The following is a 21381-nucleotide window of genomic DNA, read 5'->3' as shown; positions in this document are numbered from 1 at the left end:
GTGATGGAGGATTTACAAATCGGGCGCATCTCTGAGCATGTTGCTTCAAATATTTATAAAGTCGTGTGGGATAAGGAAACCTTTGTTGTGGATGAGCAAGCCACCGCCAAGTTACGCGCCAATGAGCGCAAAGCCCGCTTGAAAAGGGGCTTACCCTATGATGAGTTTGTAAAAAAACATGTCAAGGACGAGCCACCCAAAGACCTTTACTACTACGGCTCTTGGGGCGAGGAAAACCCCGAGGAGCTCATCGCCACCGTGTGGGATCACCACGGGCCCAAGCGCGTGAAGGGTAAACTTGAGGACATTCCCCTTGTGGTGATGCCAAATCGCCATGTGGTGAAAATCGCCCAGCTTGAAAAACGGGTGGAAGAGTTGGAGATCAAATACGAGGGGGGGGTCAAACCTAAATTAGTCTAGCCCTCTTTGCCAAGCCACCTTGCTTGGCTGGCCCCAATTTAATTGCCTCGACTGCCCGGCTTAATGGGTTTGCTGTGCTGACATAGGGGGCAGGTCTCTGGCGGATACATTTCAAAGTTAAAATCCGCTAGGGCAAAAAAGGGCAAATTTGGCAATTTGCACGCCCCCTTATGTGTGGGCTTTAAGCCTCTTTCACAAATACCCCGATTGGCAAGGCTGGCAAAGCCCACGACTTTTGCCCCTAAGCTTTCCACGCACGCCTTAGCCTCCATCGCCGATCCGCCCGTAGTGATAATATCCTCACAAATTAAAATCTTTTCGCCCTCTTTAACGCTAAAGCCCCGTCTTAAAACCATCGCCCCTTGCACCCTCTCGGTGAAGATAAAACGCACGCCAAGAGCCCGTGCCAGCTCATAGCCGGCTAAAATCCCCCCCAAAGCCGGGGAACAAATGGTTTCAGCCCCTAATTTTGCTTTTTGGATTTCTTGGGCTAAAGCTTGGGCTAATTTTTCGGCAATTTTAGGCTCTTCTAAGACTTTGGCAGATTGCAAGTAAAAATTAGAGTGGTTGCCGCTAGAGAGCAAGAAATGCCCCTCTAAGAGTGCGCCGCAATCGGTGTAGATTTTACGAATATCCATAGCCTTACACCTTTAGCACTTCTTCTTCTTTGGCTTTGGTGTGCTCGTCTATTTTTTTAATGAAGTCATCGGTGTATTTTTGCACCTCAGCCAAAGCCCGTTTGTTCTCATCCTCGCTAATGGCTTTGTCTTTCTCTAGCTTTTTGATTTGGTTGTTCGCCTCTTGGCGGACATTGCGGATCGCCACCTTCGCCTTTTCGCCCATCGCCTTCGCGTCTTTGGCGATCTCTTTACGCTGCTCCATCGTCATAGGGGGGAAGAAAAGTTTGACATTTTCACCATCATTGCTAGGATTAACCCCAATATTTGCTTCTTGCAATGCCCTTTCAATGTCTTTAAGCAGCCCTCTCTCCCAAGGGGTGATTGTGATTGTCGAAGCGTCTGTGGCGATCACGGAAGCGACTTGGTTTAAGGGCGTGGGGGTGTTGTAATACTCTACGCGGACATGATCGACTAAGCTGATTGAAACCCTGCCACTTCTTAGGGTGGTGAAATCCTTACTCAAGGCCTGCAAACTCTTTTGCATTTGCTCTTTGGTGTGCTTGTAAATGTCTTCTAACATGGCTAGTCCTTTTTCTCTTTTTTAGTTTCTTTGCTGTCTTTCTTGCTCTCTGTGTGTGGCTTGTGCTCGGGTAGGGGGATCACATTGTGTTTTTCGTGCTTGTAGGGTACGGCTAGGGGGTGGTTTTCGGTTTTAGGCAACAATAAGGGGTTGCTTAGGGGGTTGTTCTGTGTGGGGTTTTTAGGCACTAAGGGCACAAGGGGGGCAGATTTAGGGGCGTTGTCAATCAAACTAATGTTGTATTCTTTATTGTAGAAATAGCCCAAAGTGATGGTGTTTGTGAGAAACAAAAAGCCCAAAACCATAGTCGCCTTTGCCATGAAGCTTGCCGGGCCCTTCGCCCCAAAGAGCGACTCATTGCTCCCACTATACGCCCCCAGCCCAATGCTTGAGCTTTTTTGCAACAACACCACAATGACAATCAACACAGCCAGCACAATCTGTAAGACCAAGAACAGACTACTCAACACACGCTCCAAAGTGCAAGGATTAAATGGCGATTTTAGCAAAATTTTATTAAAATTAGGGTTTTAGCCATGAAAGGGGGCTTTGTGGGTGAAGCGGTGTGCCACTCTTTTAGCAAGAGTGCCAAAACTTACGCGCGCTTTTCAAGCGTACAAGATCGCATGGTGCAAGCTCTGCTTACCCCTTTGGCTGATAGGTTTTACGCTAAGGTTTTAGATTTGGGCTGTGGGAGCGGCAATGTGTTAAAAGCCCTGCCATCTTTGGGCTTAAAAGTGGGCGAATTTGTGGGGCTAGACATTTCTAGCCAAATGCTCGCCTTACACCCCACAACCAGCCCAAACGCCAAGAGTGTCCGCCTAGAGTGTGGCGACTTTGAGAGCGTTAAGCTCACCCAAAGTGATTTAGCCATTGGGGCATCGTCTTTGCAATGGGCGGACAATCTAGGCAAGTTGTGTCGGCACTTGTCGTGCTGTTGCCAGCGTGTGGCGTTAGCCATACACACCGCTGCCAGTTTGCACGAGTTGCACGCCTTCTTAAACACCCACTCGCCTTTAAGGGGGGCTAAAGAAGTGCAGGACATTTTAAAGCAAAGTTTTAAGGGGTTTAAACAAACCATGTGGGTTGAAACATTCAAACAAGAATTTAACGACAGAGAGAGCTTTTTACAACAGCTCAAAAAAGGCGGACTTTTAGGCGGCGGTAGCTTGCCCTTTTCTAAGGCGAAAGCTTTAAAATTGCATGCCCCCTATGCCAGCCTAAGCTATGAAGCTATATTTTTTATTGGGGAGCTTATATGAGTAAGGCCAGAGTGTTTTCAGGCATTCAGCCCACCGGGGGGGTGCATTTAGGCAACTATCTAGGGGCAATCAAGCAATGGGTAAAAGCCCAAGATATTTATGAAAATATCTTTTGTATTGTTAATTCACATGCCATCACCATCCCCAAAGACCCCAAAGAATTGCACGCCCAAAGCCTAGAAATGGCAACTTTACTTTTAGCTTGTGGCATTGAGCCTAGCAAGTCTAGTTTATTTATCCAAAGCCAAATAGACGAGCATGGGGCTTTAGCGTGGCTGTTAAACTGCATAGCAGGCATGGGCGAGCTTAATCGTATGACCCAGTTTAAAGACAAGAGTGCCAAGCAAGAGCAGGTGAGTGCAGGGCTCTTTGCCTACCCTGTGTTAATGGCTGCGGACATTCTGCTTTACCAAACCAACGCCGTGCCTGTGGGCGAAGACCAAAAGCAACATTTAGAGTTGGCAAGAAATTTAGCCCAACGCTTTAATCGAGATTATGGCGCGTGCTTTGTCGTGCCTGAGCCTTTGATCGCTGCAAGTGGGGCTAGGGTGATGGGGCTAGATGACCCCAGCATTAAAATGAGTAAATCACATAAAGCCCCCTTGCACGCCCTGTTCTTGCTAGACACCCCGGATTTAATCGCTAAGAAAATCAAAAAAGCCACCACCGACTCTATGGGTGTGGTTGCCTTTGATGCCACAAGGGCAGGGCTGTATAATTTACTTGGCATTTATGAGAATTTAAGCGGGCAAAGCCGAGCACAAATAGAAAATGACTTTCAAGGCAAGGGTTACGGGCATTTTAAAAATGCCTTGATTGAGCTTTTGATTAGCACCCTAACGCCCATACAAGAGAATTATAAACGGCTACAAGAAAGCCCTGATTATGTCTTAAAGGTGCTAAATGATGGGTGTGCAAAAGTGCGCCCCCTAGCACAAGCGACCTACGGCAAAGCCAAAACGCTCATGGGCTTGGTGTGAAATTTTTAGCGTTTGTGCTATGTGGGGTGTGGCTTTGGGCTAGCCCCTTTATCGCTCTAGGCGAAAAAGCCAAATACCAAAGAAACTTCACGCATTTTGACTACGCCAACCCCAACGCCCCCAAAGGCGGACTACTCAAAAACTACGCTTTAGGGACTTTTGATAGCCTAAATCCCTTTTTACTCAAAGGCACAAAGGCAAGCGGTTTAGAGCTCGTCTATGACACGCTACTAGCCCAAAGCCTAGATGAGCCCTATGCTGAATACGCTTTAATCGCCAATGACATAGAAGTGGCTAAGGACAATTCGTATGTGATTTTTGGGATCGACAAAAGGGCGAAGTTCAGCGATGGCGTGCCGATTTTAGCCAGCGATATAAAGTTTAGCTTTGACATTCTCATGCAAAAGGGCAGCCCCGTTTTTAGGCAGTATTACAGCGACATTAAAGAAGCCATTGTGCTGGATAAATGGCATGTCAAATTCAGCTTTAAAAACACCCATAACCGCGAATTGCCCCTAATCTTGGGGCAGTTGCAAATCCTGCCTAAACACTTCTTCACCACCCACGATTTCAACAACCCCCTTTTAGTACCCGTGTCTAGTGGCCCTTACACGATTAAAAACTTTGCCATTGGTAAGCAAATCACCTATCAACGCAACAAAAACTATTGGGCGAAGGATTTGCCCGTGCAAAAGGGTTTTTATAATTTTGACTTGGTGCGTTTTGACTATTACAAGGACGACTCGGTGGCTTTGCAAGCCTTTTTAAGTGGGGCGTATGATTGGCGGTTTGAGAGCACGGCGAAGGTGTGGGCTAGGGGGTATGTGGGTAAGGGGATTTCTAGCGGGCGTATCCATAAGGTGCTTTTTAAACACGCCCTGCCTTCTGGCATGCAAGGCTTTTTTATGAATACTAGACGCGAGCTTTTTAAAGACATAAGAGTGCGCGAAGCCCTATTTTACGCCTTTGACTTTGAATGGGCGAATAAAAATCTCTTTTTCTCACAATACAAACGCACCACCAGCTATTTTAGTAACTCTGTCTTTGCGTCTAGCGGTTTGCCTACAGGGCAAGAATTGCAAGATTTAGAGAAATTTAAACCTGAGCTAGAAAAGTACAACCCAAGGATTTTCACCACGCCCTATTTAGTACCACGCACAAACGGGGCGGTGAAACTCGGGCAAAATCGGCGGGAGAATTTAAAATACGCCCAAGCCCTTTTAAAGCAAGCCGGTTATGTGGTGCAAGACAACCAACTCATCAACGCCAAAACCAAAGAACCCTTTGTTTTCACCATGCTTTTAAATAACGAAGCCTTTGAGAGATTAGCTTTAGCTTACGCCAAGAATCTAAAGGTTTTGGGGATTAATATGCAAGTGCAAAGGGTGGATTTGAGCCAGTATATGGGGCGGGTGAAGAAGTTTGATTACGACATGGTGGTCGGCAGTATCGGGCAATCGCTGTTCCCGGGCAATGAGCAACGCTATTTTTGGGGGAGTAAGAGTGCCACACAAGCGGGTAGCCAAAATTACGCCGGCATTGCTAACCCAGCGATCGATGGCTTGATTGACATGGTGATTAAAGCCAAAGACCGCCAAAACCAAATATCCGCCGTGCGTGCCCTAGATAGGGTGCTTTTGTGGGGCTTTTATGTGATCCCCCACTTCCACGCCCCCTTTTGGCGCATCGCCTATTGGGATAAACTCGCCATGCTTAAAAACCCCCCCTATGGCTTTTCGCCCTATCTGTGGTGGGATAAAAACCTAGAGAGAAAGCCCTAATGCTCTTTTACACCCTAAAACGGCTCTTGCTTTTAATCCCCACTCTCTTCGGGATCATCACCCTAAATTTTTTCATTATCCAAAGTGCCCCGGGCGGTCCCGTGGAGCAGATGATGGCAAAGCTCACAAACGCCACCAACCAAGAAAGCAAGAGTCTAAGCCTAAAAGAAGCCCAACTGAATGAAAGCCGTTACAAGGGGGCACAAGGCATGGACAGTGCCCTTTATAAGGAGCTTACTAAACTCTATGGCTTTGACAAACCCCTTTGGCAACGCTATGTCCTCATGCTTAAAAAATACCTATGCTTTGACTTCGGGCAGAGTTTTTACCGCCAAATCAGCGTGGTGGATTTGATTAAAGAAAAACTGCCCGTGTCGATTTCTTTGGGTTTTTTTAGCACGCTACTCATTTATCTCATCTCTATCCCGCTAGGGATTTTAAAGGCAAGACGCAACAATTCGGGCTTTGATATTGCCAGCAGTGTGGCGGTGGTGGTGGCTAATGCGATCCCCTCATTTATCTTTGCCCTTTTATTGATTGTGCTTTTTGCGTCCGGCACTTATTGGCACATTTTCCCCCTAAAGGGGCTAGTGAGCGACAACTTCGACACCCTAAACACCTTTGGCAAAATCAAGGACTATCTATGGCACATTGCCCTGCCCGTGCTGTGTATGAGTATCGGGGGCTTTGCAAGCTTGACTTTGCTTGTGAAAAACTCGTTTTTAGATGAAATGGGTAAGTTGTATTTAATCACCGCAAGGGCAAAGGGGGCTGGTGAAAACCGCATTTTTTACGGGCATGTCTTTAGAAATGCCATGCTCTTAGTCATTGCAGGTTTTCCTAGTGCCTTTTTGGGGGTGTTTTTCAGCGGGAGTTTATTGATTGAGATTATTTTTAGTTTAGACGGGCTAGGGTTGCTTAGTTTTGATAGCTTGATTAATAGAGATTACCCCGTGGTCTTTGGTTCTTTATATATTTTTACGCTACTTGGGTTATTGGTTAATCTTATTAGCGACTTGACCTATGCCCTTGTTGATCCGCGCATTGACTTTGAGAAACGCTAGTGCAAGTTAGGACTTACCAGCAAAGCGGGGTGGATTTAGACAGGGCACAAGCCCTAATCCGAGCCATTGCCCCTTTAGCCAGCCAAACCTATAATGAAAGCGTTTTGCAGGGCGTGGGGGGGTTTTTTGGTGCTTATGCCATGCCTAGTGGCTATAAAGAGCCCGTGTTGATCTCTTGCACCGATGGCGTAGGCACAAAATTAAAACTTGCCAAAGAAGCAAGGCAACTTTACAACTTAGGGCTGGATTTGGTGGCTATGAATGTCAATGATTTGATTTGTGCTTTTGCCAAACCCCTATTTTTCTTAGATTACTTTGCCACCAGCAAGCTAGAGCCAAGCCAAACCTTAGCCTTGATTGAAGGCATGGCAAAAGGGTGCAAAGAAGCGGGTTGTGCGCTCATAGGCGGGGAGAGCGCACAAATGCCGGGGGTGTATGCCCCTAGGGAGTTTGACTTGGCAGGCTTTTGTGTGGGCGTGGCGGAGAAAAGCGACTTAAATAAGAAAGATAACATACAAGCAGGGGATATTTTAGTGGGTTTTAAAAGCAGTGGTCTGCATAGCAATGGCTTTTCTTTGGTGAGAGAAATTTTAAAGAGCAAGCCCAAGAGTGCTCCAAGTTTAGACACCTTGCTAACCCCCACAAAACTTTACACCCCCCTACTTGCCCTAAAGGACAAAATCCATGCCCTAGCCCACATCACTGGGGGCGGATTAAGGGGTAATTTAGAGCGTGTTTTGCCCCCGACTTTAAGCGCGCAAATAGAGTTAAAAGCCTTGCCAGATATGCCCGTCTTTAGCTGGCTTAAAGAACATTTAGAGCTTGCCGAGTGTTTAAAGGTTTTTAATATGGGTGTGGGGATGGTGGCGATCGCCCCTTGTGAAAACTTAAAGGTGTTAGAAAAGGCAGGGGGCTTTTACTTAGGCACACTTAAAAGTGGGGCGCAAGAAATTATATTTTTGGAGTGAATATGGCAGTGAGATTTTTTAAATTGTATGGCTATGGTTTGGGGGTGGTGTTGCTTTGTTTGGGCATGTATGTGGGGGTGTTTGTGGCTGAGGTCAAACCCAAAGGCACAGAGCAGGCGCAAATAGAGCCATCCAAAGTACAAGAACAAGAGAAAAGCATAGAACAGGCTAAAGAAGCCTCTAAAGGGGCAACCCCCATGGGGGGCACAGAGAGCAAAGAAAACAAGGAGGCAGCAGCCCCCAAAAGCGAAACAAAAACCCTAGAGAACAAAGAGGCGAGCAAAGAAGCTAAAACCATAGAAAACAAAGAGGCGCAAAAAACCACCACCCAAGAGCAAGTCCCCAAAGAGCATGCTAAAGAGGCAAAAGAGGGGACAAAAGAGCCCCCCTACACACTTTATCGTGCGAGTGTGAGTGTCATCAATGTCCGCATTAAGCCGAGCACCCACGCCCCTGTGGTGGCAAAAGTTCTAGGAGGTCAAGAGGTGCGTGTTTTCGAGGTAAAAGAGGGTTGGGGTCGGATAGAAAAAGGTTGGGTGTATTTACCACTTTTAAAAAAGGATCAATAAATGCGCCTTTACGCCGTCTTTGGTAACCCCATTGCCCACTCCAAATCCCCCCTTCTTCACAATGCTGTGTTTGGGCACTATGAAAAAGAACTTGGCTTTAAGGGGGAGTACCGCCCCATTTTGCTAGAAAACCCTGCAGAGTTGAAACATCGTTTTTTAGAGCTCGGGCTCTATGGGGCAAACATCACCACGCCCTTTAAAGAAGCGGCGTTTAGTTTAAGCGACAAGGTGGAGGGGCTCGCCCAAGAAATCCAAGCGGTGAACACTTGGGTGTTAAGAGAGGGGCTAGTGGTGGGTTACAACACCGACATAGAGGGCTTTTTAGCCCCCTTAAAGGGGCTTAAGCTTGCTAGGGCGTTGGTTTTTGGGGCTGGGGGCAGTGCGCGGGCTGTGGTGTGCGCCTTACAATCAAGGGGCGTTGAAGTGGTGGTGTGTAATAGAAGTGCAGAAAAATTAGCCTATTTTCGAGCCCAAAATGTGCCTTGTTTTTTATCTAAAGATTGCCCCTCTGCTGCTTATGATTTAATCGTCAACACCACAACCGCCGGGCTAAAGGACAATAGTTTACCCTGCGAGAAGAGTCTATTAAAAGCCTTGTTTAGGCAGGCTAAATATGCCTACGATCTCATTTACCACCAAACCCCCTTTTTAAGCCTAGCACAAGAGCACAACCTACAAACCTTTGACGGCAAGGCGATGCTCATCGCCCAAGCGGTGCTGAGTTTCGCCCAATTTGCCCCCCATTTAAACAGCTCCTTAGTGCTAAAAACCATGCAAGAAACCCTTGCTTGAGCCCTTTAAGCCCGCTTGAGAAAATCAATTTAGGCAGTTTTTACACCCCCCTTTCTTGGTGCAAGGGGCGTTTTCTATGCTTAACGCCCATTTACAGCCTAAAGAGCATTGCCTACTAGATAGTGCCTGTGGGGCGGGGGCGTTTCTCACTCAAGGGGGGTTTAAAAAGGTGATCGGGGTGGATAGGGATTTAATCGCCCTAGCACAAGCCAAAATAAACGCCACAACCGCCATTTGATCCACACAAATGCCCTAAAGGGGTGCAATCGTGCCTGCTTGGAGTTAATAGAAAGTGAGAATCTCGCCATTATAGTCAACCCCTCCACAACGACACCACCTCCCAGGTATGCCAAGCTCTAAAAACCGCCCCCCAAGTATAGCCCCCTCTTTAAAAATCTAGGGATTTGGAGCTTAGTTTTTTGCGCTCTTATGATTTGTTAAAAGTGGATTCTGTCTATATCTTGCACCCTTATATCTTATCTCATCAAAAAGGCAAATTTTAACCCTACACAATCCCCCTTTACCAAAGGGTGTATTCGTGGAAAGAAAAGCACTGGAAACAGTTTTTAGTGGATTTGGAGGAAGCCACAAAAAGGGGACAACCCTTATTTCTTTGGCAGTGTCTTGCTAGAAAACATGCAAGATCACCCGCACATAGATATCATTGATGGGCAACAACGGATCACCACGATTTTAATTTTTATCTGTGCCATGCACCATGTGCTCAGCAACAAGGCTAAAGATGGGGCATTGAGCGAGGGGGCTACAAATGAAGAGTTTTTGCAATACCTCAAGGAAGATTTTCTCATTTTTAGGCAAATCCCAAGACTGCAGGCGGTGGAATACGACCGCGATTACTTCCACGATGCGATCATCCGCAACGATGATAACAAACATGCCCCCCAAACCCCATCTCAAGAGCGCATCAAAAACGCCAAAGCGTTTTTCATTAAAAGCTTGGATGCTTGCCCTCTTTCTAAGCTCTTAGAAATGGTGGACACCCTCAAGAAAGCCAGGTTGCTCTACATGGATTTTGGCAATAAAAAAGATTCTGTGTTGATGTTTGAATTGCAAAATAACCGCGGCGAACACCTGACTCATATGGAGAAACTTAAAAGTTATCTCACCTACCAAATCTACAGCTACAGCGACTCGCAAGGTGCAGAAATCAGACTCAAAGAAATGGCAGGCATTTTTGAAGAAATCTACCGCATCCTCAATGGCATGGCAAATGCCGATGAAGATAAAATTTTAGATTATTTTAATGTGTCTCGCTCGGGACTTGGGTTTAATTACCGCGAAAATGAGGATGATCAAAACTATAAACAGGAATTGAAGGGCATTGAAGCGGGCGAGAAAAAACTGGAGTGGATTTCTAATTACACTAAGGAACTCAAAAACGCCTTTTTTGATTTAAAAGAGTTTTACCAACAACCAAGTGTGTATAAAAATCATCTCTTGGAGTTAGGGGTTACCTTCCCCTATCCCTTTATCCTCAAAGCCTACCGACTCTTTAGAAATGAGGGGGATAAGGCGCAAAAGCTAGAACAGGTTTTTAGAGCCTTAGAAATCGTGGCTTTTAGAGATGAAGTCGTGCGGACGAGAGCCGATTTACGCTCAAAACTCAACTGGGTTTTAAAAAGTTTTACGAGTGTTGCGGATTTGGTGGCGGGGATTAAAAATGTCTATGAAAACATGGGTTATTGGACAGACAATGCCATGCGCTCCGCCCTCATGCCAGATAGCTACAAACTAGGCAACATTGCCCCTTATATCTTCAAACGCTATGAAAACCATTTGCGCCAAAGGGATGTGCGTGCAAAAAACCACACCTTGCAGATCACAAAACCCGAGATCGAGCACATCGCCCCACAAACTGAAACCAACCAATACCCAGCTAGTGGTTATTGCGCCTACGATGAGGCGTTTGTTGCAGGGCGTTATCTGCATAAAATAGGCAATCTCATGCTCATCGGCGAGTCGCATAACATCTCCATAGGCAATCAACCTTTTGAAGAGAAATTAGCCAGTTATGAAGCCTCTCCCCTCTTGCAACACCAAGAAATCAAAAACTTTGCAACCAACAGCACTTGGGACAAAGAAACCATAGACAAACGCCACGAGGCGTTGCTAGAATTTATTTTCCAAACTTGGAGCTTGGCTTAAATCAACCCCAACACTTTTTGGGCATGCCCTTTGGCGTGGACATTGTAGAGAGCGTGGGCGATTTTACCCTCTTTGTCAATAACAAAGGTGGAGCGCAAGATGCCTAAGCTCACCTTGCCATAGAGATTTTTCTCCCCATAAGCCCCGTAAGCCTTTGCCACTTCTAGGTTAGGGTCGCTCAAAAGTTCAATGTTTAATTTTTCACTCTCTATAAAGTGACAATGGCTTTTAGAATCGTCCGCACTCACACCTAAAATCACCGCCCCCTTTGCCTCAAATTCAGGTTTTAAGGCGGTGAAGTCTTGCGCCTCAATGGTGCAACCCGGGGTGTTGTCCTTGGGGTAAAAGTAAAGCACCACGACTTTACCTAAAAAGTCTTGTAGGTGGATTGTTTGCCCTTTGGCATTTTTTAAAGTAAATTGGGGAGCTACGCCCCCTTTGTCTAAACGCATATTTGCCTCCTAGTATAAGATGACATGGGTTGCCATGGGTCCATGCACACCAAAGACGGTTTGTAGTTCAATGTCCGCCGTGCGGCTAGGTCCGCCCACAAAAAGCATATTGGTAGGCAAACGCCCCTCCCCGGCATTTTTAAGAGCCTCGAGCCCTTGGGCTAAATTCTGCACGATTTTAGATTTGTCTAGCAAAATCACGCATTTAAGGGTGATGAGAGAAGTTAGGCGGGGAGCAAATTTTGAAGACGCGATGCCGACAATGCCTAAGTTTGCCACGCCACAAGCCGCCTCTAAAATGGCGGTGTCGATGTTGAAAATCTCTTGTTTAAAGTCCTCCACGGGCTTATTGTAGGGGATTTTGGTGTAGAGATTTTGGGGGTCTAGCTCCTCTAAGGAGCAGGGTAAATTCGTGGCACACAAGAGTTTTTGGGTTTCAAAGCCCTTTAATGCCTCTTGGATGGCTGTGGCTAAGTCCTCTTTGGCACACTCGGTGAGTTGGGAGCGGTTGAGCTCTTGTAGGTGCTTGTACTGCTCGATTAAGTCCGCCTTAGCGTCTGTAATCATGTTTTGGTAAGGCAGATTTTCATGGGCTATTGGGTGCCGTTTTAAGGCGTTTTGAATCCGCTCAATCACCACTTGCTTACTCATAAATCACCCCCGGTAAATTTTTAATTTTAGCGTGCAAATTGCCCTGCACTTTAGGCATTTCTCTATATCTTAGCCACTTTTGCAACACGGGCGTGTAATGCCCGAAAAGCTTGCCAAGGGGGGCAAAAGTCCCACTCAGTGCCATAACAGCCCGCCATAGCGTGCCATTGCTGGCGATTTTGGCAAAGGCTTTCATGCCTAGCTCTTCTAATTTGCTGTGCTTGGTGTCCTTGTAGCCTCTCACCACCCCTCGCCCCTCGTGGGTTTTCTCCGCCCTTAAGTCCCTGATGAGCTCAGGCAAGGGGATTTTCACGGGGCAAACCTCGCCACAGCGCCCACAAAGGCTACATAAATTGGCGATGTGGGCGTAATTGTCTAGCCCAAACAGCTGGGGGGTGATGACAACGCCGATAGGCCCGGGGTAGGTCGCCAAGTAGGCGTGTCCGCCAATTTTGTCATACACGGGGCAGTGGTTTAGACAAGTCCCACAGCGGATACAGCTTAGGGCTCTGTAGTATTTTTCGTCTGCTAAAATGTTACTGCGGTTGTGATCTAATAAAATGATGTGTGCCTCTTTAGGCCCGTCTAGCTCGCCCTCTTGGCGGGGGCCCGTGATGATGTTTTGGTAGCAGGTGATTTGTACGCCCACGGCACTAGGGCAAAGCAGATTGTTTAAAATGGATGCGTCTTCAAAGCTTTCAACCATTTTTTCAATCCCACAAATGGCGACATGGATGTCGCAAGCAGTGGTCGTCATACGCCCATTGCCCTCATTCTCCACAAGCCAAATCGCCCCCTCATTGGCAATGGCAAAATTCACCCCAGAAATCCCCATTTTAAAGCCCTCAAACTCGCCTCGCATGTGTTTTCTCGCAATGCCATTTAATTTTTCAGGCTCGCTTTCAAGGGGGGCACCTAGCTTTTCTTGAAAAATCTTACCCACTTGGTGGCGGTTTTTGTGGATGGCGGGCACCACAATATGCACGGGGTGTTCGTCAATGAGCTGGATGATGAGCTCGCCCAAATCCGTTTCTTTGGCGACAATCCCCTTTTCTTTCATGTATTGGTTCAGCCCGATTTCCTCGCTTGCCATAGATTTGCCCTTTAAAATCCGCTCCACGCCCCGCTCTTTGGCTAGGTTGTAGATGATTTCATTGGCGTCTCTTGCTGTGCTAGCGTAATGCACCACAAAGCCGTTTTTCGTGGCGTTTTCTTCGAATTGTTGCACGAAGCTATCTAGCTTGGATAGGACTTTTAATTTGGCGTTTTGCCCCATAGTGCGTAATTGCTCCCACTCGGGGTAACGCTCTTTTAATAAGTCTTTGCGTTTATGGATGAGCGTATCCATAGCGGAGCGTAAATTTGTGCGTAGCTGGGCATCGTTTAGCTTTTCGCCGATGACTTGTTCGTAATCGTGGTCGGTGTGTGTGTGTGTCATGTTAAGCTCCTAAGCCCACTCTTTGGGCTAAAAAGTCGTAAAAGTGCATAGATTTGGTCTTGCTTCTCATCTTCGCCATTGCCCCGCTGATGTTTAACAAACAGCCCGCATCGGCGGAGAGGATATACTCCACTTGGCGGCTCTCGATGTCGTGGATTTTCTCTTGCACCATAGCGTTAGAAATCTCGGGCTCTTTCACCGCAAAAGTCCCCCCAAACCCGCAACACTCCTCCTCTCTTTGCAAGGGCACTAGCTCTACATTAGAGAGTTGAGAAATGATTTTTTTCGCACTTTCAATCACCTTAGACACCCGCAAGGCGTGGCAATTAGAGTGCCAAGTAACCTTAATGGGGGCACCTAGGTCGGTGTAATGCACCTCTAGTTTTTTATCCAAAAACTCGGCAAGCTCATACACTCTAAGAGAGAAGTTTTTCACTTCATCGTATTCCTTGTGTCCCTCAAAGAGTTCTAAATAATCATGCGCCATCATGCCCACACAAGAGCCGCTAGGCACAATCACAGGGTAGTCCTCTTTAAACAAGCGGACATTGTGGAGCACAATCTGGCGGGTTTGATCGTAGTAGCCGGAGTTGTAGCTGGGCTGTCCGCAACAGGTTTGGTCTTTTTTAAAAACCACCTCCACCCCCTCTCTTTGCAAAAGTTTAATGCAATTTAATGCCGTTTGGCTAAACACCGCCCCCCCCAAACAAGTGGCAAAAAAATAGACTTTCATAGGTATCCTTACAAGCTCAAATCAAAAGCCGTATTATACAAAATTCCCACAAATATACCGACAATAATAAAGCTAAAAACGCTTGTTTAAGGCGGGCTGTGTTTAAAAAACTTAGCCACCACCTCCCCCTCTCTTGGCGTGGGGAAGAATATGTCTAAATTGGGCGAGATAAACACCCGTGAACCCTCCCTAATGATGATAATGGGCTTTAAATTGCTCTTATCTTTTAGGATTTGGGTGATGATTTGGTTTAAGCCTAAACCCGTTTGGCGTGTGAGTTGCATGAGTAAAAAATCGCCAAAGAGATTATTTTTACCCGTTTTGTTGGCAAGGGCAGAAGTTAAAGCGATTAAAAGCCCATTAGAGAGCGTAGAAACAAGTAAGGGCATGCCATAGCGTTGGAAGTTGTGTGTGATCATTTGCCCCACAAGTCCGCTATAACCCTTAATGTCCGCCCCTTTGGCGTTGGTGAGCGTGATATTCACACCTTGCGGGGTGATGATACGGCTCCACACGATGTCTAGGCGATATTCGCCGATTTTATTGTTATTGCTGTAATAGCCGATGACCTTTGAGCCTTTGGGGATCAAAACCGCCCGCCCCATGTTGGCGAAAATGTCGCTCTCCACTTGTGCCACGACTTTACCCGCCAGTTGGGAGCTAATGGGTGTAACTAAAAACGCCGGGATCATTTTATCGGCGGTGATGGTGCGTAATAAGCGGTTTTCATGTGTAGCGGTGTCGTGGGTTTTTAAATTTTCAAAGTGGCTTGCCCCGTAATCGATCTCTTGCTCTTGGGGCTCTTCAAAGCCTTGAATACGCTCACTTAAAGCGTCTTTGGCGTCTAGCTCCTCTTGGGTGGGCTCTTGCTCTTGTGGGGGCTGGGTTTCTTGTGGGGGTTCTTGCACCTGTGGCTGGGGTGGTGGGGCTTTTTTAGCTTCCTCTAATTGTGCCTTTAGGCTGGCGATCTCTTTGGCGTTCTCTTGTAAGAGGGCTTGCAAATGGGCGAGCTCGGGGTTCTCTTTAGGTGGGCTAACTTTTGGTGGGGTGAAGAGATAGTCGGCTAGAGGGTAGTTGGTGGATTTAAAATCCAAGACTTCGGGGACTTTTTTGGGCTTGTTTAGCATTAAGGAAGTGATAAAAATACCAACCATAGCACCCCCAAAGAGTAGGGCTTTTTTAACAAAGGGCTTCATGGGGCTTTGCTGACTCTACGCACACAAGCGTGCACCTTGCCCTCCCTTAAAGTCCATTTGGCGGAGATGTCCTCAGCGATTAAATAATCTCCCACAATGCGGGTGTTGATCGGGTTATCATAGCCATCCACGACTTTATAGGCTACGGGGAATTTCACGCTGGAGCGGTGGCTGTCAAACTTAAAGTAAGTGAAATGCTTGTCGTTAAAAATGTCAAGGGGTTTAATGGGGGCTTTAAAGGCGATCTTACACAGCCACAGACAAAACCACGCCCGCCTCTTGCCCCCAAGCACCTTATAGCCCCTCTCAATTTGGCTTTTATCCACTAAAAGCACATTGCCCCCCGTGCCGATCTTTAAAAATTGCGTGGGGGTTGTAGAGATTTGGGATTTGTTTTCAAGCGTGGCTAGGGGTTGGTTTAGGGCTTGTTTGTCAGTAAAGAAGTGCTTGTTAGACACATAGACATTTAAAATAGGGTTTTTAGGGCTGGTAAAAGTCGTGGAGAAAATATAAAAGGCATAAATTTTACCGCTTGTGCCGATGACATTTAAATTCGAGTCGATGCCCACTTCTAGGGGCTTGATTAAAAGCACATTGCGCCCTAGGGTTTTGGTGCTAAAACCGATGTCATCGCCTAGCACCACCTCAGCAATCGGCTCGCTAAAAATGAGGGTCGTAACCATGGCGTAGCGTAGGCGCAGTTTTGGCATTTGCCCGAGTTTGTAGTCAATAAACAAAGTGTTGTCCAAGGCGTTGCGCTCTTTGTTGAAAAAGCTGTTTTGGATGGCGTGTAGGTCTTGGATAGTGTGCTCTTGGGGGGTGTCCTCTTGCGTGGCTAGCTCGTCCACCTCCTTGGCTCCCAAAGCGCACACAAGAAAAAGCAAAATGAAAAGCCTAAAAGCCCACATAGAGGGCATTATAGCAGAGTTTAGATCCAAGAGCGCACCAAAGATAGGACACTTCACATGTAACGAATATAAGGGATGTGTTTACAACGCTACACACCTTAATCACAAGATTTCTAAAAGGTTACAAAAATTTTAACAAATCGTTGGATGGCTGGGATGTCTCCAGTGTGGAGACTATGAGATAATTGTAAAAACTCCAACCAACCCCTGGATGATTAGGATGTTTGATAGCTGTAAGCGTCTTTAACCAACCTTTGGATGATTAGGACACTTCCAATGTTATAAATATGCCGCAGATGTTTAGCGGTTAGAGCCGTTTTAACTAAAATACCGATTGCTGGAAAATCTCTAAGGTTAGAGAGGCACATTCCATGTTCTCTGTTATGATAGCCCAGCCAAACGACCCCGCTTGTATCCAAACTAAAACTTAAAGGGCTTGGGTGGTGTTGACATGCTCCCCACAACTAAAGTTAGGGGACTCTAAGTGGAGATCGCGGCTTCAAATAGGACAGCGTCCGCCTAGCTAGACTTTAGGCTTTAGGGTGGGGGTGGTAAATTTAAGCCTTTTTAGAACCTTTAAGCTACAATACCCTATTTAATTAAAGGGACTTGGTGATCACAGAACATAACTTAAAAGACATCTTAAAGACTCTAGGCTTTAAAACACCCGAGGGCGAAGTCTTTGAATGCAATTACCCCAATAACGCCCAAATTTGCGTAGATTTCAAACACAAAAAAATTACCTACGCCCCACAGGATGAAAGCTTTAAAGAGGGCGACTACCCTAGTAATGATGATCCTAGCACGGGCTTTATTATCCATCGCAACACCACCACCAATTTTAACTCCAATGAAAACTTTGTCTGCTTAGTGGCGGTGCATAAACTCTTAGAAAAAGGCTACGCCCCCGAGCATATCATTTTAGAACCCACTTTTAAGGTGGGGCATGGGCAAAAAGCCTATGGGGATATTTTAGTCTTGGATCAAGAGTTTAAACCCCTCGTGCTGATTGAAAATAAAACCTACGGGGAGGAGTTTAACAAAGAGTGGGACAACATGCAAAAAAACGGGGGGCAACTTTTCAGCTACTACGCCGTGCATAAAGTCCCCTATCTGTGCTTGCTCGCCTTTGTGGATGCCAACGAGCATGCCATGTATCTCATTTGCACCAAGGATAACCAAGAGCACCTCAAGAGACGCAACGAAGATCGCAAAGAGAGTGAGAAACTGCGCGGTTTTGACGACCCCGCCAATGGCAACGCCAAGGATTATTTTGAGGTGTGGAGCCAGACCTATTCGAGTGCCTATGTGGAAAACGGGATTTTTGAACCAGATATCCAAGCCTACCAGATCGGCAAGGAAAAATACCGCCTCAAGGATTTAAAAAAGGTTTCTATCAACCAAATCAACCGCATTTACCACGAATTTGCCACGATTCTACGCCACCACTCCATTGGCAATTACGAAAACAGCTTTTATATTTTGGTGGATTTGTTCTTATGTAAGGTGGTGGATGAGATTCAAAATGGAGAGGATTTACAATTCATATATAAAGGGGCGCACGCAGACAACCCCATCGCCTATTGCGACCGCCTTCTAGACCTCTATGCAAGGGGAGTTGAAAACCTCTTTAATAAAAAAGTGGTGAATGTTAAAAAAGATGAAATTGCTAAACTTTTTGACAAAGCTAAGCGTTACACGGGTAAATTTAAAAAAGAGCTCGATGCCCTTTTTGACAAACAAAAATACTTCAACATCAAAAAGTTTAACTTTTTGGAGGTGGAAAACGAAGAGGAATTTTACTTAAACTTTAAAGTCTTGGTGCAGGTGGTGGGGCTCATCCAATCCCTGCACCTGATGGAAAGCCAGACCAACCAATTTTTAGGCGACCTTTTTGAAGGCTTTTTAAACCGCCACATCCACCAAACCGAAGGGCGTTTTTTCACTCCAACCCCCATCACCAACTTCATCATCCACTCTTTGCCCACCCTGCCCCCCACCGCTAAAATGCTCGACTTTGCCTGTGGAGCGGGGCATTTCTTAAGCGAGTTTATGGTGCAACACAAGGACGCTAAAGTCTATGGTATTGAGAAAAACAAAGACCTCTCCAAAGTCTCTAAACTGGCTTGTATTTTTAACAGCAAAACCCACGATAACCGCCAATCCACCATCATTTTTCAAGACGCGCTTGACAAAATCACCCCCACCCACAAGGACGACTTTGCCCTAGAAAGCTTTGATTTGATCCTTAGCAACCCGCCCTACTCTGTCAGTGGCTTTTTAAGCACCCTAGATGCCAGCGTCATCAAAGACTTTAAAGTGTCTAGCTGTGTGGAGAGCAAGAGCTATAAAAACAACGACAACATCGAATGTTTCTTTATTGAGCGGGCGGGGCACTTTTTAAAAGAGGGCGGGCTGTTTGCCCTCATCTTGCCCGTAAGCATTTTAGACACCACTAGCGAAAAGCTTTTTATAGAAACCCGCGCCCTCTTGCTCGAGCATTTTAAAATCCTTAGCATTGTAAGGCTCAATTCGCGTACCTTTGGCAGCACGGGCACGGAAACCATCATCCTCTACGCCCAAAAGACCAAAAAATTCCACAACGACCTCGTCAACGCCCTAGTGGAGGGCATTAGACTAGATGATGACTTCAAGCAACACACCTTTTTACAAGAGTATTGCGCCTTTAGGGGTTACCCTTTAGAGGATTTTAAAGTCTTCTTAAAAGAGCAGAGTCTAGGCCCAGAGCTTAAGACAAGCTTTAAAGAGTATTTAGACGACTTGAATGCCGACAAACCCAAAATCTTTAAAAAACCCCTCCCCCAAGAGAGCCTAAAACAAGAGTGGTTCAAGCTCTCACCCTTTTTTAACACAGACCTTAAACAAGCCCATAAGACTAAGCAAAGTGCCTATTTTAAAAGCCAAGACTACCAAGAGAGGCTACAAGCATGGCAAGAGCAAGAGGCGTTTAAACAAATCCACGCCCTAGAGCTAGAGAAAATGCGCCTCTTTGCCAGCGTGCAGGGTGAGGAGGTGTTGGTGTTAAAAAGCCCACAACAAGACAAGGACAAAGACAAAGATAAAAAGGAGAAAAAGGACAAGAGAATGAAGGCGTTTTTGGGCTACAGCTGGAGCAAGCGCAAGGGCGATGAGGGCATTAAATACAACGCCTCAAATAACCCCAACAATAAAGACAATGCCAACAAAGATCCCTTAGAAAAGCTCCAATCGGCTAAAGACATCCAAACCCCCCTATATAACCCCAAAGACGCAGACGACCCCACCAAACTCGCCCACGCACTTAAAAGTTTTATGGGCTCTATCTTAGCAAACACTCCTATTCTAGATTTATCGCGTGATTTAGACAAAGATTTATCGGGCTATTTAGAAAAATACCCCGCAGGGTATCAACTTTTTAGCACCCCTTTAAGAGAGATGTTAGACTTTTCTAAAGCCACTTTAGACAAAGTGATTAATTTAAACCCAAAACGAGAAGCGGTTACCCTCTTTATGGGCAGGTGGGAGGAGGCAATTAATCCCTTTGAGGGGGGCAAGTGGGAGCTAGTGCCGTTGGGGGAACTCTTAACGAGCGTTGGCAAGGGCAAACGCCCCGCATCTTTTGAAAATGCCAATGGGGCTTTTGACTTTTACAAGTCGTCCCTAGAAGTGTCTAAATGCGAGAGCTACGATTTTGACATGGAGGCGTTAATCATCGGGGACGGGGGGAGTGCCAATATCCACTACACTAAGGGCAAGTTTGCCAGCTCAGACCACACTTATATTTTTGGAGGGGGTCGCCCCGATTTGCACTTAAAATACGCCTATCTTGTGTTGCGCCACCATTTGGAACTTTTAGAGGCGGGGTTTAAGGGGGTGAGTGGTAGGAAAAACATCAGTAAAACATTCATGATGGGGATTAAAATCCCCCTGCCCCCCCTAGAAGTGCAAGAGCACATCATCGCCGAGTGTGCTAAAATCGAAAAACGCTACCAAGAGGTGCGTATGGGTATCGAGCAATATAAAGCCTTGATTCAAGCGGTGCTAGAGGCTTGCGGGGTGTGCGGTGCGAAAAATGGGGGGGGGGTAGAAAGTGCCCTTAAAATCCTAGAGACCCTAGCCACCCTGAGCCTTGAGCCCGTGCCCACAGACCCCAAGCTAGAGGAGCTCAAAAACTTAGTGCAAACCCTACCTAGCCTCCCAGCTAGGGGGTGGGACTTAGTGAAATTGGGGGAGGTGTGTAGCCTAGAATATGGAAAAGCCCTACAAGAAAACAAGAGAAAAGAGGGCGCATACCCCGTAATGGGCTCAAATGGGATTGTAGGCTACCACAATGCCTACCTTGTCAAAGCCCCTTGTATCATCGTGGGACGCAAAGGTTCAGCAGGCAAGGTAACCTATAGCGAAAAAGATTGTTACCCTATTGACACAACCTTTTATGTGGAAACAAAGCTGCCCTACAACATCAAACTACTTTACTTCGTGTTGCAAGGTTTAGAGCTAGAAAAGTCAAAGATAGGCATAGGCGTGCCCGGGATTAACCGCAGCGACATTTATAGCCTTAAAATCCCCTTCCCACCCCTAGAGGCACAAGAGCAAATTATAAGCGTATTGACCCAAATCGAGCAAGAAATCGCCTGCCTAGACCAAGAGATCGCCGCGCTTGAGGGCAAAGAGCAAGAAATCTTAAAAGAGTTTTTAGGCAAAGAGAGAGAGAGAGAGAGAGAGAGAGAGATCGCAAAAACTTAAGCCAATCTTAGACAAACTAAAGCGCGCCAAAACCCTCAAAGAGTCTTGCCTTGCC

At 46.4% G+C, this 21381-nt stretch carries 19 protein-coding genes and 1 pseudogene; 11 read left to right on the top strand and 9 right to left on the bottom strand.

What is annotated here, in order from left to right; genetic code table 11:
- The first annotated feature begins 3 nt into the window (after nt 1-3).
- Complete coding sequence (locus K6J74_RS08460; RefSeq protein WP_260321677.1) at nt 4-420, top strand: hypothetical protein; 417 nt, start codon at nt 4-6, stop codon at nt 418-420.
- Nucleotides 421-458: 38 nt separating this feature from the next.
- Here K6J74_RS08460 and pyrE read toward each other — a convergent pair whose 3' ends face one another.
- The 3 genes and pseudogenes from pyrE to secG all read right to left on the bottom strand — a co-directional run.
- Entirely contained in the window at nt 459-1058 is a 600-nt protein-coding gene (pyrE, locus tag K6J74_RS02840) for an orotate phosphoribosyltransferase (protein WP_221272369.1), read from the bottom strand.
- Between the two features lie 4 nt (nt 1059-1062).
- Nucleotides 1063-1620 carry a ribosome recycling factor gene (gene frr / locus K6J74_RS02835; protein WP_221272368.1) on the bottom strand — a complete coding sequence of 186 codons (558 nt, stop codon included), beginning with the start codon at nt 1618-1620 and terminating at the stop codon, nt 1063-1065.
- A 5-nt stretch (nt 1621-1625) separates the two neighbouring features.
- Nucleotides 1626-2087: pseudogene (gene secG, locus K6J74_RS02830) on the bottom strand (preprotein translocase subunit SecG); the annotation flags it as partial.
- A gap of 84 nt (nt 2088-2171) precedes the next feature.
- On the opposite strand from secG, the gene K6J74_RS02825 reads away from it, so the two are divergent.
- The 9 genes from K6J74_RS02825 (at nt 2172) to K6J74_RS02785 (ending at nt 11202) form a co-directional block, all read left to right on the top strand.
- Nucleotides 2172-2882 (top strand): methyltransferase domain-containing protein, encoded by a 711-nt coding sequence (locus K6J74_RS02825; RefSeq protein WP_260321676.1) that lies wholly within the window; start codon nt 2172-2174, stop codon nt 2880-2882.
- Nucleotides 2879-3862 (top strand): tryptophan--tRNA ligase, encoded by a 984-nt coding sequence (gene trpS, locus K6J74_RS02820; RefSeq protein ID WP_221272365.1) that lies wholly within the window; start codon nt 2879-2881, stop codon nt 3860-3862. The genes K6J74_RS02825 and trpS overlap by 4 nt, the downstream gene beginning before the upstream one ends.
- Nucleotides 3859-5643 (top strand): extracellular solute-binding protein, encoded by a 1785-nt coding sequence (locus tag K6J74_RS02815; protein WP_430886783.1) that lies wholly within the window; start codon nt 3859-3861, stop codon nt 5641-5643. The genes trpS and K6J74_RS02815 overlap by 4 nt, the downstream gene beginning before the upstream one ends.
- Nucleotides 5643-6707, top strand: a complete 1065-nt coding sequence (locus K6J74_RS02810; protein ID WP_221272364.1) for a microcin C ABC transporter permease YejB — start codon at nt 5643-5645, stop codon at nt 6705-6707. Before K6J74_RS02815 ends, K6J74_RS02810 begins: the two co-directional genes overlap by 1 nt.
- Nucleotides 6707-7675: a phosphoribosylformylglycinamidine cyclo-ligase gene (gene purM, locus K6J74_RS02805; RefSeq protein WP_221272363.1), complete on the top strand. Its 969-nt coding sequence runs from the start codon at nt 6707-6709 to the stop codon at nt 7673-7675. The genes K6J74_RS02810 and purM overlap by 1 nt, the downstream gene beginning before the upstream one ends.
- A gap of 2 nt (nt 7676-7677) precedes the next feature.
- A complete protein-coding gene (locus K6J74_RS02800; RefSeq protein WP_221272362.1) occupies nt 7678-8244 on the top strand; it encodes an SH3 domain-containing protein in 567 nt (188 codons plus the stop codon).
- Nucleotides 8245-9036, top strand: coding sequence for a shikimate dehydrogenase (locus K6J74_RS02795; RefSeq protein WP_221272361.1), 792 nt, complete (start codon nt 8245-8247; stop codon nt 9034-9036). It abuts the gene before it with no gap.
- 76 nt (nt 9037-9112) lie between these two features.
- On the top strand, nt 9113-9274 hold the full coding sequence (locus K6J74_RS02790) for a hypothetical protein (RefSeq protein ID WP_221272360.1): 162 nt from the start codon (nt 9113-9115) through the stop codon (nt 9272-9274).
- A gap of 386 nt (nt 9275-9660) precedes the next feature.
- Nucleotides 9661-11202, top strand: coding sequence for a DUF262 domain-containing protein (locus K6J74_RS02785; RefSeq protein WP_260321674.1), 1542 nt, complete (start codon nt 9661-9663; stop codon nt 11200-11202).
- On the opposite strand, the gene bcp is transcribed toward K6J74_RS02785, so the two are convergent.
- From bcp to K6J74_RS02755, 6 genes are all read right to left on the bottom strand, one after another.
- Nucleotides 11199-11654 (bottom strand): thioredoxin-dependent thiol peroxidase, encoded by a 456-nt coding sequence (gene bcp / locus K6J74_RS02780; RefSeq protein WP_221272359.1) that lies wholly within the window; start codon nt 11652-11654, stop codon nt 11199-11201. The genes K6J74_RS02785 and bcp overlap by 4 nt on opposite strands.
- A 9-nt stretch (nt 11655-11663) precedes the next feature.
- Complete coding sequence (locus K6J74_RS02775; protein ID WP_221272358.1) at nt 11664-12305, bottom strand: LutC/YkgG family protein; 642 nt, start codon at nt 12303-12305, stop codon at nt 11664-11666.
- Complete coding sequence (locus K6J74_RS02770) at nt 12298-13743, bottom strand: LutB/LldF family L-lactate oxidation iron-sulfur protein (RefSeq protein WP_221272357.1); 1446 nt, start codon at nt 13741-13743, stop codon at nt 12298-12300. The genes K6J74_RS02775 and K6J74_RS02770 overlap by 8 nt, the downstream gene beginning before the upstream one ends.
- 1 nt (nt 13744) lies before the next feature.
- Nucleotides 13745-14476 carry a (Fe-S)-binding protein gene (locus K6J74_RS02765; protein ID WP_053830054.1) on the bottom strand — a complete coding sequence of 244 codons (732 nt, stop codon included), beginning with the start codon at nt 14474-14476 and terminating at the stop codon, nt 13745-13747.
- 86 nt (nt 14477-14562) lie between these two features.
- Entirely contained in the window at nt 14563-15672 is a 1110-nt protein-coding gene (locus K6J74_RS02760) for a DNA type IV secretion system protein ComB10 (protein ID WP_221272356.1), read from the bottom strand.
- Nucleotides 15669-16592, bottom strand: a complete 924-nt coding sequence (locus K6J74_RS02755) for a TrbG/VirB9 family P-type conjugative transfer protein (RefSeq protein WP_430886790.1) — start codon at nt 16590-16592, stop codon at nt 15669-15671. The genes K6J74_RS02760 and K6J74_RS02755 overlap by 4 nt, the downstream gene beginning before the upstream one ends.
- A 600-nt stretch (nt 16593-17192) precedes the next feature.
- Here K6J74_RS02755 and K6J74_RS02750 point away from each other — a divergent pair.
- Nucleotides 17193-21326, top strand: a complete 4134-nt coding sequence (locus K6J74_RS02750) for a restriction endonuclease subunit S (RefSeq protein ID WP_221272354.1) — start codon at nt 17193-17195, stop codon at nt 21324-21326.
- Nucleotides 21327-21381: the final 55 nt, after the last annotated feature.

The sequence above is a fragment of the Helicobacter sp. NHP19-012 genome (assembly GCF_019703325.1).
In the GTDB taxonomy this organism is placed as follows: Bacteria; Campylobacterota; Campylobacteria; order Campylobacterales; family Helicobacteraceae; genus Helicobacter; species Helicobacter gastrofelis.
This window is presented reverse-complemented; position numbering and strand designations above follow the sequence as displayed.